Origin of the sequence: Janthinobacterium sp. NFX145 (assembly GCF_049810325.1) — a bacterium.
Taxonomy (GTDB): Bacteria; Pseudomonadota; Gammaproteobacteria; order Burkholderiales; family Burkholderiaceae_D; genus Janthinobacterium; species Janthinobacterium rivuli.
The window spans coordinates 4,942,589-4,955,857 of record NZ_CP187360.1 but is presented as its reverse complement, the minus strand read 5'-3'; the positions used below and the strand labels follow the sequence as shown (position 1 = coordinate 4,955,857).

Sequence of the window (13,269 nt, the reverse complement as noted above, 5' to 3'; positions counted from 1 at the left end):
ACAAAAATACGCACCTGCACTGGCAGCCGCAACATCGTGCAGTGGCTTTGCCAGAGGGGCAAGGAAGCTCGAAAAAACATCATTCTGCCAGTCTGTGTGCACAAGTCAAACAGAAGCGGCATGATACAAAACGGCTATTGTCACATAAACGGCTGAGCGGGTGCGGCAAACGTGCGCGCCAGGGCTTGCCCTTTTGCATCGAACAGCAGGCAGCGCTGCGGCGGCAGATGCAGGCGCATGGCGTCGCCCGCCTGACGCATGCCTTCCTCGGCCGGCAGCTTAACGGCCAGCATTTCGGCCAGCATCTCGTTCACGCCCGGCATGCTGGCGTACACGATGGCCACGTCGCCCAGGTATTCGACATGGCTGACGGCCGCGTCGACCACGTTGTCGCCTGCATCGTTCGCGTGCCGCAGGCTGACATGTTCGGCGCGCACGCCCAGGGTCAGCTGGTCGCCCGGCGCCACGCTCCCGCCCTGCGCTTCGACGTCGATGACGGCGCCGCCGGGCAGGCGCACGGCCACCGAGCCGGGGCCGCTGGCGACGGCCTCGCAAGCGACGAAGTTCATCTTCGGCGCGCCGAGGAAGCCGGCCACGAACAGGTTGCCGGGATTGTTGTACAACTCGTGCGGACTGCCCACTTGCTCGATGCGCCCGCCGTTGAAGACGACGATGCGCTCGCCCAGGGTCATCGCCTCGACCTGGTCGTGCGTGACGTAGATCATGGTGGTTTTCAGTTCCTGGTGCAGGCGCGAAATTTCCACGCGCATCTGCACGCGCAAGGAAGCATCGAGGTTCGACAGCGGTTCGTCGAACAGGAAGACCTTGGGTTTGCGCACGATGGCGCGGCCGATGGCCACGCGCTGGCGCTGGCCGCCCGACAGATCCTTCGGCTTGCGTTTCAACAGTGGCGTGATCTGCAGGATGTCGGCCGCGCGTTCGACGGCGGCGCGCACCTCGGCCTTCTTGTGCCCGGCCAGACTCAGGGCGAAGGCCATGTTCTCGTACACCGTCATGTGCGGGTACAGGGCGTAGCTCTGGAAAACCATGGCCAGGCCCCGCTCGGCCGGCGCGATATCGTTGGCCAGCTGGCCGCCGATATGCAGCTCGCCATCCGTGATGTCTTCCAGCCCCGCGATCATGCGCAGCAGGGTCGATTTGCCGCAGCCGGACGGCCCCACGAAGACGACGAATTCGCCGTCGCGGATATCGAGGTCGATGCCGTGGATGACCGGGTGCTTGTCGTCGTACAGCTTGACGATGTTCTTTAATGCGATGTGTGCCATGGACTGTGCGATTCCTAGCTTGCGCTGGCCGGCGCGGACGTGGCGCTGGCGTCAGATGGGTCGGAGGACTCCTTCGGGCCGATGCGCATGAAGCGCGACAGGATCAATACGGGCACGGCCGACACCAGCACCCACAGGAAGAAAGTCTTGTAGCCGAGCGCCGTCTGGATGTCGCCGCTGATCATCTTGAACAGCACGGAACCGAGCTGCATCACGCCGGTGGCGAACGCATAGTGGGCCGTCTGGTATTTGCCGACGGAGACCACCTGCATCATGAACAGGATCAGGCCGACGAAGCCGAAGCCATAGCCGAACATCTCCACGCTGAGCGCGGCCGTGATCAGGGTCAGGTCGGTCGGCATGCTGTGGCTCAGGTAATAGAACACCAGGTTCGGCAAGTTCATGGCCAGGATCAGGAAGAACATGGCGCGCTTGAGGCCCAGCCAGGAAGTGAAGTAGCCGCCGCCGATGCTGCCCAGCAGGAAAGCGACGGTGCCGGCGGTGCCGTACACGGCGCCCACTTCCGTCGTCGACAGGCCCAGGCCGCCCAGTTCGCGCGCTTCGCGCAGGAACAGCGGGCCGATGGTCTGCACTTGCGCCTCGCCGGCGCGGAACAGGATGATGAAGGCGATCATGCCCCAGATGCCGGGCTTTTTCAGGAAGTCCACCAGCACGTCCCACAGGGTGCGGCTGATGCCGGCCACACTCTTGTCGGCCACGGCCGCGTTGCGCACCTGCGGCAGGGCCCACAGGTGGTAGGCGGCCAGCGACAGCATCATGGCGCCGATGATCAGGAAGATCACCGACCATGCCGGCTTGATGCCGATTTTTTTCTCCAGGTAGCCGGCCAGGATCACCAGGCCGCCCAGCGAGATGAACTTGCCCGCATTGAAGAAGGCGCCTTGCCAGCCCGCGTAGGCGGCCTGCTGCTTGTCCGACAGGCTGGCGATGTACAGGCCGTCGCAGACGATGTCGTGCGTCGACGAGGCCAGCGCGGCGACGAACAGCACGGCGATGCAGGCGGCGAACCACAGCGGCGTTTGCAGGGCCAGCGCGATCAGGCCCAGGCTCAGGCCGCCAAGGAACTGGAACAGCACCACCATGGTCTTCTTGCTCGAGGCCAGTTCCATGAAGGGGCTCCACAGCGACTTGAAGACCCAGGCAAAGCCGATCAGGCCCGTCCAGCGGGCGATCTGGTCGTTCGGCACGCCCATGCTCTTGAACATCAGGCCGGCCACCAGGGCCACGGCGTAGAACGGCAAGCCCTGGGCGAAGTACAAGGTGGGCACCCAGGAAATCGGGCTGCGTACTTTTTTGCTGATGCTGATGCGCTGGTCGTGCATGGAGGCTTCCTTATCGAGAGACGTTTTCATTTGACTGCGCCGTCCATGCCGCGCATGAAGAAGCGTTGGGTAAACAGGAAGGCGAGCAGGGTCGGCACGATGGTGATCAGGGTGCCGGCCGCGATCACGCGCGTGCTGCTGCCGAAGGTGCCGCGCAAGTACAGCACGCCGACAGAAAGCGGGAATTCATCGGGCTTGCTCATGACGATGGAAGGCCAGATGTATTCATTCCACGATTCGACGGCCGTCAGGATGCCGACGGTGGCCAGCCATGGCGTAATCAGGGGCAGCATGATGCGGCTGAAGATGACCCACTCGGACGCGCCATCGACCCTTGCCGCGTCGATCAGGTCTTGCGGCACTTCCTCGAACGCCTGCTTGAGCAGCAAGATGGCCACGGCCGTCACCACGTTGGGCAGGATCACGCCCGTGTAGGTGTCGACCAGGCTCATTTGCGTGATGGTGATGAAGTTGACGAGGAAGTTGACCTCGGACGGCAGCACCAGGGTGGCCAGGATCAGGCCGAACACCAGTTTGCGGCCGCGGAACTTCAGGCGCGCCAGCGGATACGCGGCCAGTGAACACAGCAGCAGTTTCCAGAACACGGTGAACACGGCGATCAGCACGGAGTTCCTGAAGAACGACCAGATCGGGATCGCGTTGAACACTTCGATGAAGTTGTCGAACGACGGCGCCTTCGGCCAGAAGGTGGGCGGAAAAGCAAAGATATTGCCTTGCGTGGAAATGGCCGTGACCAGGGTCCACCAGAACGGGAAGACGCAGACGACGGCGATTGCGCACAGCACGGCATAGTGGCCCAGGATGTGCAGGCGCGTTGTCAGGGGGCGGGAGCGGTTTTTCATGGTCAGTCCCGGTTAGCGGTGCTTCGGTTTCAGATAGCGCAGGCACAGCAGGGCGATGGCTATGCAGAACAGCGAGACGACGAAGCTGGCCGCCAGCGCGCGCGGCAGTTTCAGGTGCTTCAGACCCTGGTCGTAGGCGTAGTACAGCGCCGTGAAGGTGGAATTCATCGGGCCGCCCTGCGTCAGCACGTCGACTTCCTGGTACGCCTTCAGGGCCGCCAGCACGGACAGGATGGAGCACAGCATGATGGTCGGGCGCAGCATGGGCACGGTGATTTTCCAGAAGCGCTGCCAGCGGCTGGCGCCATCGAGCATGGCCGCTTCCTGCATGTCCGACGGAATCGATTGCAGGGCCGCCAGGTACATCACCATGTACCAGCCCAGGCCGCGCCACAGGGTGACGAACATCACGGCAAACAGGGCCAGGCTGTCGTTCGACAGCCAGCCCACGGGCGCGTTCACGAGTTTTAAGGTCATCATCACGTAGTTCAGCGCGCCCTGTTCGTGGAACATGAAACCCCACATGATGCCGACCACGGAAACGGTGGTCACCACGGGCACGTAGTAGGCGGCGCGGAACAGGCGGATGCCGGGCAGGCGGTTGTTCACCAGCACGGCCAGCGTGATGGCGCCCACCTGCACGAAGGGCACCATCAGCAAAAACATCAGCGAGTTTTTCAGGCCCGAGACGAACATCTCGTTGTTGAAGATGTAGCGGAAGTTGTCGAGGCCGACGAAGCGCGTCTCGCGTATCAGGCTGTAGTCGGTAAACGCCAGCACGGAGCCGTAGCCGACGGGCCAGAAGGAAAAGGCGGCCAGCAGCAGCAGAGCGGGGGCGAGGAACAGCCAGGCTTGCACGGTATGGCGGTGGGCGAGTTTCATGGTGTCCTTAGTGGCGCGGCAGGGTGGCCAGCTTGCGGTTCCAGATGGCGACGGCCTGGTTCAGCGCCTGCTGCACGTCCTGCTTGCCCGTGACCCCGGCTTCGACTGCCTTCACGAGCGAGCGGCGCAACTCGTCGTAGTCGTCGATGCCGGCCACGTACAGGGTGCGCGAGTGGCCCATCGACAGGGCGCCGGCGGCCACCGCCTTTTCGGCCGCGCCCGCGTTTGCTGGCGTGGCGAGGAAAAACGGGTCGGCCGCCGCTTTCACCGTGGTGGGAAAGACGCTGGCCTGCTTGGCGAAGGCCAGCTGGTTCTCGTCGTTCGTCAGGAAGCGCGCGAACTTGCCGACCGACGGCAGCTGGCGCGCCGGCACGCCTTTTGGAATGGCGAAATGCACGAGCCAGCCGCCGTCGGCGATGCCGGTGGGGCCCAGCGGCGCGGGTGCCACGTCGGTGATGGTGTAGATGTCTTTCGCGTCGCCGCGGATGCGCTGCATGGCCGTCGGTGGCGCCAGCAGCATGCCCAGGCGGCCGCCCTTGTAGGCGTCGATCACGGCCGGAAAATTGTCTTCGGCGAACAGACTTTCTTTCAATAAGCCGCCGACCTTGTAGGTGTCGGCCAGCTTTTGCACCAGCGCCACGTGCTGCGGCGAATTGAAGACGGCGCGGTTGTTCTGGACCACGCCCAGGCCCTGCTGCATGAACAGGCCATCGATTTTGGAGAGGGCAGGCGCGATGCCGGCCTTGCCCGTGCGCTGCGCGATCTGCCGCGCAAACGCCAGCTGTTCATCGAGGCTGGCGGGGCCGCGCGTGAGGCCCGCCTGCTTGAAAATGGCGGTATTGAAGGCGATCACCGCGACATTGCTGTACATGGGAAAACCGTAGGTGCCGCCCTTGAAGCGCAAGTCCGCCAGGGCGCTGGGAATGTAGCTGGCGCGCGCCTCCGCGATCAGACCATCGACGGGGGTGAGCAAGCCGTCGCGCGCGAATTCGTCGGCCCAGGGCACGTTCAGGCTGACCAGCGCGGGCGGCGTGCCGGCCACGATGCGCGTGACCAGCTTGGTCTGGATGACGTCCCATGGAAAATCGATCCATTCGATTTTGACGCCGGGATTTTGCGCCTCATAGCGCGCCACCACCGCATTGAAATACGGCGTGAACTTGGGCTTCATGCTGAAGGTCCAGAATTCGATTTTCTCGGCAGCCCATGCCTGCGGCGCGAGCAGGCCCGCGCAGGCAACAACCGCCAACAGTCTCTTGATCGTCATTTTTATCCTGGAGCGCGAGGCTCCAATGTCCATGAGTCCGCGGCGCGGGTACATGCCCTTGCCGTCGCTTATATTCGGGTGCTGCTGGCAGCCGCGCCCCGTGCCGGGGGCGAAGCTGCCGGGTAGTGCTTAGTTGGTCTTGGTGACCTTGCTCAAGTGACGCGGCGCATCCGGGTCCATGCCGCGCGCGGCCGACAGCTTGGCCGCCATCACGTAGAAGGACTGGATGGCGACGATCGGGTCGAGGTCCGGCGTGGCCGCCACGGGCAGGGTCAGGTCGCGCTCGGCCACATCGCTTGGCGCCGCCAGCAGAACCTTGGCGCCGCGCCCGCGCATCTCCGTGGCCAGTTGCAGCAGGCCGGCCTGCGTCGGGCCGCGCGTTGCAAAAATCAGCAGCGGGTAGCCGTCTTCGATCAGGGCCATCGGGCCGTGCTTGATTTCGGCGCCGCTGAAGGCTTCCGCCTGCAGGGCCGAGGTTTCCTTGAATTTCAGCGCCGCTTCCAGCGCCACGGGGAAGCTGATGCCGCGTCCCACGACCATGATGTTGCGGGCCGGGGCCAGCACGTCGATCGCTGGCGACCAGTCGACGCGGGTCGCTTCGAGCAGCGCTTCAGGCAGCGCTTCCAGGCCGGCCTGCAGTTCAGGGTCATTCTGCCACTGGGCCACCATGCGCGCACCAGCGACCAGGCTGGTAATAAAACTCTTGGTGGCGGCGACGCTTTGTTCCTTGCCGGCGCGCAGGGGCATGGCCCATTCGGCGGCGTGCGCCAGCGGCGACTCGATATCGTTGACCAGGGCCACGGTGGTGGCGCCGCCGTCGCGGAAGTAGCGGATCGGCTCGACCACGTCGGGACTCTGGCCCGATTGCGAGATCGAGATGGCCAGCGTGTCGCGCGTCACCAGCGGCGACTTGTTCAGGGTCACCAGCGACATCGGCAGGGATGCGACGACACGGCCCAGGCGCGCCATGATCAGGTAGGCGACGTAGTTGCAGGCGTGGTCCGAGCTGCCGCGCGCGATGGTCAGCGCGGTCGAGAACGAGGTGCTCCTCAATTTGCGGCCCAGTTCCGCGTAGCGTTCCGTGTCGCTGGCCAGTTGCAGGGCGACGCATTCGGCGGCGGAAATGGCTTCTTTAAGCATCATTGAGGTCACAGATTTCTCCTTCTATATACACAGCTTTGAGTTTGAGATCGCGATCGAGTACCACCAGATCGGCGTAAGTACCGGGGGCCAGCCGGCCGCGTTCTTCCAGGCCCAGGTAATCGGCGGCGTTGGTCGACACGCGCTTGGACGCGTCGGCCAGATCCAGTCCCAGTCCCACCAGGTTGCGCAGCGCCTGGTCCAGGGTCAGGGTGCTGCCCGCCAAGGTGCCGTCGGGCAGGCGCACGCCGCCCATGCATTTCTGCACGGCGTGGCGGCCCAGCATGTATTCGCCGTCCGGCATGCCGGTGGCGGCGGTCGAATCGGTGACGCAGTACAGGCGCGGAATGGCGCGCAGGGCCACCTTGATGGCGCCCGGATGCACGTGCAGCAGGTCGGGAATCAGTTCGGCGTATTCGGCGTGCGCCAGGGCGGCGCCGACCATGCCCGGTTCGCGGTGGTGCAAGCCGCTCATGGCGTTGAACAGATGCGTGAAGCCCATGGCGCCGTGTTCCAGCGCGGCCACGCCGTCTTCATAGGAACCGAGCGTATGGCCGATCTGCACGCGCACGCCGGCGTCGGCCAGGGCCCGCACCAGGTCCAGGTGGCCGGCGATTTCCGGCGCCACGGTGATGACGCGCAGCTTGGCCAGGGTTTGCAGGCGTTCGATTTCAGCCAGCGTGGCGGCGCGCGCGTAGTTGGGCTGCGCCCCGAGCTTGCCGGAATTGATGTACGGGCCTTCCAGGTGGGCGCCCAGCACGCGCGCCGTGTTCGGGCGGCGGTCCTTGGCGGCGATGCCGATGGCCGTCAAGGCCATGTCGATGTCTTCCGGCGGCGCCGTCATGGTGGTGGCCAAGAGGCTGGTGGTGCCGTGGCGCGCATGGATGGCCGCGATGGTGTAGACGGCTTCGCCGCCTTCCATGATGTCCTTGCCGGCACCGCCATGCACGTGCAGGTCGATAAAGCCGGGCAAAATATAGTCGTCGCTGTTGCTCGACGGGTGGAGGGAATCGCCGGTGATGCTGTCGACGCGCTCGCCGAAGGCGATGGCGCCGTGGATCCAGCCGCCGGGGGTAAGGATATTGCCTTTGATAGTGCTGCTCATCTGCGCGACTCCGCTACGAATTCATAATAATCACTGCGGCAATACGAGTGGGTCAGTTCCACCGCTGCGCCGTTGTCGAGATAACTGACACGGGTGATGTGCAGCATGGCTTCACCCGTCTTGATATTGGCCAGCTTGGCCTGTTCCGCCGTGGCGTTGACGGCGCGGATATGCTGCAGCGCGCGCATCGGGATGGTGCCGCGCGACTCCAGGTAGCCGTACAGCGAATCGGTCACCTGCTGCGGATCCGGCATGTACAGCGCAGGGATGGTGGTCGTTTCGATCGCCATCACCACTTCGTCGGCCGTGCGCAGGCGGCGCAGGCGCGCCACCGGCATGTGCGGCGACAGGCCCAGCGACAGCAGTTCCAGCGGCGCGGCCGAGCCGATATCGCGCTGCAGCCAGCGCGAGCCGGCCGTAAAGCCCCGCTGGCGCAATTCTTCCGAAAAGCTCGTCAGGCGCGACAGCGGCTGTTCCAGCTTGGGCGTGATGTAGGTGCCCGAGCCGCGCTTGCGCGTCAGCATGCCCCGGTCACACAGCATGTCGATGGCCTTGCGCGCCGTGACGCGCGAGATTTCCAGGATGTCCGACAGCACGCGCTCGGAAGGCAAGGCCTGGTTGGCGCGCCAGTCGCCGCTGGCGATGCCGTCCGATAGCATGTTCGCCAGCTGCATGTAGAGCGGCGTGTCGCTGGCCGGATTGGGTTTGAAGGTGGACAGTTTGGCCAGCATGGTCATTGCTCCTGCAAGTACTTGCGTATCAGGCGCAGACCGCCTGCGGCCGAGTCGCCCTGTGCCGGCACGACCAGTTGCAACAGTTCCGCCGGCAGGTAGGCCGACAAGGGCGCGGCCAGGCCGCCGCACAGGGCCACGGGCAAGGCGCCGGCCGGGTCGAGGGCCCTGGCGATCAGCGCGATCTGCCGGCCCGCGTCGACCAGGATGGTGCGCGCCACGGCATTGCTGGCCGCGTGTTCGAGCACCAGGCGCGCCAGTTGCGCGAAATTGGTCTGACTGGCGGCCGCCAGCCACACTTGCATGGCGTCGCGCTGGCCGCCGCAGGCGTCGATGATGGCCGTGGCGAAGGCGCTGCCGGGCACGCGCCCGTCGACCACTTGCTGCGCGTGGTTGATGGCGCGCATGCCGATCCAGGCGCCGCCCGCCTCGTCGCCGGAAGGGAAGCCCCAGCCGCCCACTTCATGGCGGCTGCCGTCCGCGTGCAGCACTTCGCCCACGCTGCCCGTGCCGATGGCCACGATGGCGCCCGGCTGGCCCGCGTGCGCGCCCAGCAGGGTGGTCAGGGCATCCGATTCGAGCGCCACAAAGGCATAGCCGGGATTGTGTTCGACGAAGCTGGCGGCCCACTGCTTGTTGTGCACGCCGGCCAGGCCCAGGCCGATGGCCATGCGCTGCAACGATGGCTGTTCCAGGCCGGCCGCGCGGAAGGCCAGGGTGACGGCGTGCGCCACGGAGGTCCAGGCCCGTTCGATGCCCAGTCCCAGGCCGGATGGGCCGCTTTGTCCCTGCGCCAGTTCCTCGCCATCGAGGCGCGCCAGGCGTACGCGGGTTCCGCTGCCCCCGCCGTCGACGCCGATTATGTATTCGATCATGTTGTGCAGTCCCGCGTTTGGTTGAATGCGCCTGTCTCGGTTCTTTTATTTGTCGGGCGGCGAAAAGCTGAAGGCACTATATTGTTGCCCCGATGGCTAGTCAAGAGGTATTTAAGTGGTATTGTAAAATAGTGTGGCGCTTGACGCGGCCTGCCCGAGGGGTGGCTTGCAAGTCATTGTTAGTAAAGGAATTTTTGTATGACGTGAATGGTATTGAAATTGGCCTTGTTTAATGCCAATTTTTTCGCACTGGTCTGCGCCGCGCGCGGTAGTATTGCTTGGCAAGGGGCGCCATGAAGAGTAAAGTCCGCCTTTTACACCTGAGTTGGAAGAGCATGATGAACGACAAGGCAGCAAAGAGCGAGTACTGGGACGACTGGCAGCAAGAGGCGCTGGCCGCCGGTGTGTCGGCGCCGCTGGCCAAGCTGGGCATGGAAATGATGCGCACGCACCGCAAGAACCGCTGGCCGAAGGATTTCCTGGGCCGCGAAAGCGATGGCCCGGTCATGATCGAAATGTGCCTGGAAGACGAGGCGGAAACGGAATTGTTCTTTATCGAGAACCTGCATCCCTACGATGCGGAGCTGATCGAAAAGACGCGCCGCCGCCTGTGCCTGCATTGATCTGGCACTGACGTACGACTGGAACGGCCGCCCTGTGCGGCCGTTTTGCTTTTCGGCTGGCATTTTCATGGGGGAGTGTCATAATGGCCCAGGCATTTTCGCCCAGGTATGGAGTAGATAATGAGCAAGGCACAGGACAGCAAGAAAGAAGCCAAGAAGGAACCGGCCAAGACCATGAAGGAAAAGAAGGAAGCCAAGAAGGTCAAGAAAGAAGAGCGCAAGCGCTGATCATGCGCCTGCGCCGTTCATTGACGCGCCCGTGGCGTGCGCCGGCCCTGCTGGCGGCGTTCGCCCTGCTGGCCTTCGGTGTCCCCGTGTCCGGCGTACTGGCGCAGCAAAAGCCGCCGCCGTCCACGTTCGGGCAAGTGGTGGGCAATGCCGTGCTGTGCATCGACCAGATCGACAACAAGGCCTTCTATGCCTATTTGCTGACGGCTTTCGGCCCCGCCTACAAGCATGAAGGGGGCGCCTATTGGTTCCGCACGGACGCCACCTTGTGGGGCGCGCCGATTACCGACGTAATCGTCAGCGACGACACCAGTCCCCTCGTCTTCATGGGCGTGGTGGCGGACTCGACGCCGGAAAAGCTGGAACCGGCCATCCGCGGCGTGTCGGGCCTGCGTTTCAATAAACTCGACAATTCCGCCTTTCCTGTCCGTGGTTCCGTGCCTGGCAGTAAAATCGTCTACTTCCGCAGCAAGGCGAAAGTGTATTGCGCCAAATACAAGCCGTTGCCGCCCGCCCGCACCCGATGAGGGGTTCGGCTTGCCGCCGCGCATTTTGATCGTTTCATCCGCAGGGTCTCCATGTACACGCATTATTTCCAGCTCAAGCAATCGCCGTTTTCGATCGCCCCCGACCCGCGCTACCTGTTCATGAGCGAGCGCCACCGCGAAGCGCTGGCGCACCTGCTGTATGGCGTGGGCAGCGGCGGCGGCTTCGTGCTGCTGACAGGAGAAATCGGCGCCGGCAAGACCACCGTGTGCCGCTGCTTCATGGAGCAGATTCCGGAAAACTGCCAGCTGGCCTACATCTTCAATCCTAAACTATCCGTCGAGGAATTGCTGCTGTCGATCTGCGAGGAATTCCGCATCGCCCTGGCGCCCGGGGTGGCCAGCGTGAAAGGCTATGTCGACGCCATCAACGCGCACTTGCTGGCCAGCCATGCGCAGGGCAAGAACAATGTGCTGATCATTGACGAAGCGCAAAACCTGTCCGCCGCCGTGCTGGAGCAATTGCGCTTGCTGACCAACCTGGAGACGAGCGAGCGCAAGCTGCTGCAGATTATCCTCATCGGCCAGCCGGAATTGCGCGCCATGCTGGCCCGGCCTGAACTGGAGCAGCTGGCGCAGCGCGTGATCGCCCGCTATCACCTCGGTTCGCTGACGGCGGACGAGACGGCCAGCTATATCCGCCACCGCCTGGCCGTGGCGGGCAGCACGGCGCAGACGCCGTTCGCGCCCCGTTTGATGGCGCAAATTCACGCCATGAGCCACGGCGTGCCGCGCCGCATCAACCTGCTGTGCGACCGCGCGCTGCTGGGTGCCTACGTGGAAAACCAGCCGCAGGTGACGCGCCAGATCCTGCGCCGTGCCGCCGAGGAAGTGTTTGCGGAAGAGGGCAAGCCGGCTGCCGGACGGGGTCTGCGCTGGCCCCACGTGGCCGGTGGCGTGCTGGCCGGTGCCGTGGTCACGGCTGCGCTGGCCTGGCATTTCATGCCGCATGCGCCTGCCACAGTGGCCGTGGCGACAGCACCTGCCGTGGTGGCGCCGGCAGCGCCCGCTGCGGCAAGTGTTCCTGCGCCCGCGCCCGCTAGCGTGCCGGACCGCAACGCCATGCTGCGCCAGCTGGCCAGCCTGTGGGGCGAGCAGTTGCCGGCCGGCGACGCTTGCCAGGCGGGCGCGCGCGCCGGCCTGCGCTGCCTGCACAGCCGTGGCGGCATCGCAGAGCTGCGCGTGCTGGACCGTCCCGCCCTGCTGGCCTTGCGCGACGGGGAGGGCAGGGAACAGCTGGCGCTGCTGACGCGCTTGCAGGACGAGACGGCCACCTTGATGCTCGACGGTAAGCAGCAAAGCCTGCCGCTGTCCCAGCTGGCGCAGCGCAGCGATGGCGGTTTCACGACCTTCTGGCGCGCCCCGCGTAGCTGGCGCGACGAGGTGCCGCTGGGCGCCCGCGGCGCGGACGTGGACTGGCTGGCGCAGCGCCTCGCGCAACAGCGGGGCTTGCCGGCGCCGGCCGCCAATCTGCCGCTCGACGCCGAGATGCAAGGCCAGCTGCGGGCTTTCCAGCAAAGCCAGAACCTGCGGGCCGATGGCCTGGCGGGTCCGAAAACGTATATACGCCTGATGCAGCTGGGTGACAATTCGGAGCCGCGCCTGAGCAGCGCAGCTCCTGCCGTGGCGGCGTCCGCTGCGACGGCGATGGTGGCGGGGAAATAAGATGTCCTACATACTAGAAGCACTGAAAAAATCGCAAGCCGAGCGCCAACTTGGCGAGTTGCCGTCGATCCACGCACCGCAAGTGCAGTTGCACGATGCCGCCGCATCCGGCGCGTCGCGGCGCGCGCCTGTCTGGCTGGCGCTGGGTGGCGTGACGGTAGCCGTGGTGGCCGCATTGCTGCTGTGGCAGCCTTGGCAGGCGACGGCTACGGTACCAACGGCTGCACCCGCTGTGCTGGCCCAGGCTGTGCCCGCGCCGATGCCAGCCGCTGCGCCACCGGCGACCCCCGCGCCTGCGCCGGTTCCCGTTGCGCAAGTTACGCCCGTGCCGCCAGCGGCCACCGCCGCGCCCGTGCACCATGCCAGGCCTGTGGCGGAACCAAAGCAGGAGTCGCCCGGCCAGGCCGCGCCGTCTGTCCCTGCGCCTGCCGTGCCCGTACCTGCGCCTGCTGCCGAAGAGACTGTGCCCGGCATGCGCGACTTGCCCGAGCCGATACAGCGGCAAATCCCTGCGGTCGCCATCGGCGGCTATATCTATTCGAAGAATCCAGCCGACCGCCTGCTGCTGATCGACAAGGTACTGCGCCATGAAGGTGAGGAGCTGGCGCCGGGACTGGTGCTGGAAAAATTGCAGCCGAAGGCGGCCATCTTCAGTTTCAAGGGCTATCGCTACCGCGTGCCGTATTGAGTTGTTGTGCATCAAGGCCGGGCCGCCA

The 13,269-nt window shown here is 64.9% G+C and carries 13 protein-coding genes; 4 read left to right on the top strand and 9 right to left on the bottom strand.

Annotation, left to right across the window (positions count from 1 at the left end):
• Window positions 1-140: 140 nt before the first annotated feature.
• The 9 genes from ACPJXG_RS22210 to ACPJXG_RS22170 all read right to left on the bottom strand — a co-directional run bounded on the left by ACPJXG_RS22210 (window position 141) and on the right by ACPJXG_RS22170 (window position 9,492).
• On the bottom strand, window positions 141-1,286 hold the full coding sequence (locus tag ACPJXG_RS22210; RefSeq protein ID WP_425252362.1) for an ABC transporter ATP-binding protein: 1,146 nt from the start codon (window positions 1,284-1,286) through the stop codon (window positions 141-143).
• A 14-nt stretch (window positions 1,287-1,300) separates the two neighbouring features.
• The gene (locus tag ACPJXG_RS22205) at window positions 1,301-2,629 is read right to left on the bottom strand and encodes an MFS transporter (protein ID WP_425252361.1); all 1,329 of its coding nucleotides are present in this window, start codon (window positions 2,627-2,629) and stop codon (window positions 1,301-1,303) included.
• 26 nt (window positions 2,630-2,655) lie between these two features.
• Window positions 2,656-3,492, bottom strand: coding sequence for a carbohydrate ABC transporter permease (locus tag ACPJXG_RS22200; protein WP_425252360.1), 837 nt, complete (start codon window positions 3,490-3,492; stop codon window positions 2,656-2,658).
• A 12-nt stretch (window positions 3,493-3,504) separates the two neighbouring features.
• Window positions 3,505-4,374, bottom strand: a complete 870-nt coding sequence (locus ACPJXG_RS22195; RefSeq protein WP_425252359.1) for a carbohydrate ABC transporter permease — start codon at window positions 4,372-4,374, stop codon at window positions 3,505-3,507.
• A 7-nt stretch (window positions 4,375-4,381) separates the two neighbouring features.
• Window positions 4,382-5,641 carry an ABC transporter substrate-binding protein gene (locus tag ACPJXG_RS22190; RefSeq protein ID WP_425252358.1) on the bottom strand — a complete coding sequence of 420 codons (1,260 nt, stop codon included), beginning with the start codon at window positions 5,639-5,641 and terminating at the stop codon, window positions 4,382-4,384.
• Between the two features lie 129 nt (window positions 5,642-5,770).
• The gene (locus ACPJXG_RS22185) at window positions 5,771-6,784 is read right to left on the bottom strand and encodes an SIS domain-containing protein (protein ID WP_034781837.1); all 1,014 of its coding nucleotides are present in this window, start codon (window positions 6,782-6,784) and stop codon (window positions 5,771-5,773) included.
• Complete coding sequence (nagA, locus tag ACPJXG_RS22180; RefSeq protein ID WP_425252357.1) at window positions 6,774-7,886, bottom strand: N-acetylglucosamine-6-phosphate deacetylase; 1,113 nt, start codon at window positions 7,884-7,886, stop codon at window positions 6,774-6,776. Before nagA ends, ACPJXG_RS22185 begins: the two co-directional genes overlap by 11 nt.
• A complete protein-coding gene (locus tag ACPJXG_RS22175; RefSeq protein ID WP_046685618.1) occupies window positions 7,883-8,617 on the bottom strand; it encodes a GntR family transcriptional regulator in 735 nt (244 codons plus the stop codon). Before ACPJXG_RS22175 ends, nagA begins: the two co-directional genes overlap by 4 nt.
• 2 nt (window positions 8,618-8,619) lie before the next feature.
• On the bottom strand, window positions 8,620-9,492 hold the full coding sequence (locus ACPJXG_RS22170) for a BadF/BadG/BcrA/BcrD ATPase family protein (protein WP_035825451.1): 873 nt from the start codon (window positions 9,490-9,492) through the stop codon (window positions 8,620-8,622).
• Between the two features lie 335 nt (window positions 9,493-9,827).
• Here ACPJXG_RS22170 and ACPJXG_RS22165 point away from each other — a divergent pair, with 335 nt between their 5' ends.
• From ACPJXG_RS22165 to ACPJXG_RS22150, 4 genes are all read left to right on the top strand, one after another.
• A complete protein-coding gene (locus ACPJXG_RS22165) occupies window positions 9,828-10,115 on the top strand; it encodes a hypothetical protein (RefSeq protein WP_035825453.1) in 288 nt (95 codons plus the stop codon).
• 230 nt (window positions 10,116-10,345) lie between these two features.
• Window positions 10,346-10,870, top strand: coding sequence for a hypothetical protein (locus ACPJXG_RS22160; protein WP_176391051.1), 525 nt, complete (start codon window positions 10,346-10,348; stop codon window positions 10,868-10,870).
• 51 nt (window positions 10,871-10,921) lie between these two features.
• A complete protein-coding gene (locus tag ACPJXG_RS22155) occupies window positions 10,922-12,553 on the top strand; it encodes an AAA family ATPase (RefSeq protein ID WP_425252356.1) in 1,632 nt (543 codons plus the stop codon).
• Between the two features lies 1 nt (window position 12,554).
• The gene (locus ACPJXG_RS22150; RefSeq protein WP_425252355.1) at window positions 12,555-13,241 is read left to right on the top strand and encodes a general secretion pathway protein GspB; all 687 of its coding nucleotides are present in this window, start codon (window positions 12,555-12,557) and stop codon (window positions 13,239-13,241) included.
• Window positions 13,242-13,269 lie beyond the last annotated feature (28 nt).

What these genes read in the sequence shown, in the direction of transcription:
- ACPJXG_RS22165 (WP_035825453.1), top strand. Translation starts at nt 9,828, where the DNA reads ATGATGAACGACAAGGCAGCAAAGAGCGAGTACTGGGACGACTGGCAG.
- ACPJXG_RS22185 (WP_034781837.1), bottom strand. Translation starts at nt 6,784, where the DNA reads ATGATGCTTAAAGAAGCCATTTCCGCCGCCGAATGCGTCGCCCTGCAA.
- ACPJXG_RS22210 (WP_425252362.1), bottom strand. Translation starts at nt 1,286, where the DNA reads ATGGCACACATCGCATTAAAGAACATCGTCAAGCTGTACGACGACAAG.
- ACPJXG_RS22190 (WP_425252358.1), bottom strand. Translation starts at nt 5,641, where the DNA reads ATGACGATCAAGAGACTGTTGGCGGTTGTTGCCTGCGCGGGCCTGCTC.
- ACPJXG_RS22195 (WP_425252359.1), bottom strand. Translation starts at nt 4,374, where the DNA reads ATGAAACTCGCCCACCGCCATACCGTGCAAGCCTGGCTGTTCCTCGCC.
- nagA (WP_425252357.1), bottom strand. Translation starts at nt 7,886, where the DNA reads ATGAGCAGCACTATCAAAGGCAATATCCTTACCCCCGGCGGCTGGATC.
- ACPJXG_RS22170 (WP_035825451.1), bottom strand. Translation starts at nt 9,492, where the DNA reads ATGATCGAATACATAATCGGCGTCGACGGCGGGGGCAGCGGAACCCGC.
- ACPJXG_RS22150 (WP_425252355.1), top strand. Translation starts at nt 12,555, where the DNA reads ATGTCCTACATACTAGAAGCACTGAAAAAATCGCAAGCCGAGCGCCAA.
- ACPJXG_RS22175 (WP_046685618.1), bottom strand. Translation starts at nt 8,617, where the DNA reads ATGCTGGCCAAACTGTCCACCTTCAAACCCAATCCGGCCAGCGACACG.
- ACPJXG_RS22205 (WP_425252361.1), bottom strand. Translation starts at nt 2,629, where the DNA reads ATGCACGACCAGCGCATCAGCATCAGCAAAAAAGTACGCAGCCCGATT.
- ACPJXG_RS22155 (WP_425252356.1), top strand. Translation starts at nt 10,922, where the DNA reads ATGTACACGCATTATTTCCAGCTCAAGCAATCGCCGTTTTCGATCGCC.
- ACPJXG_RS22200 (WP_425252360.1), bottom strand. Translation starts at nt 3,492, where the DNA reads ATGAAAAACCGCTCCCGCCCCCTGACAACGCGCCTGCACATCCTGGGC.
- ACPJXG_RS22160 (WP_176391051.1), top strand. Translation starts at nt 10,346, where the DNA reads ATGCGCCTGCGCCGTTCATTGACGCGCCCGTGGCGTGCGCCGGCCCTG.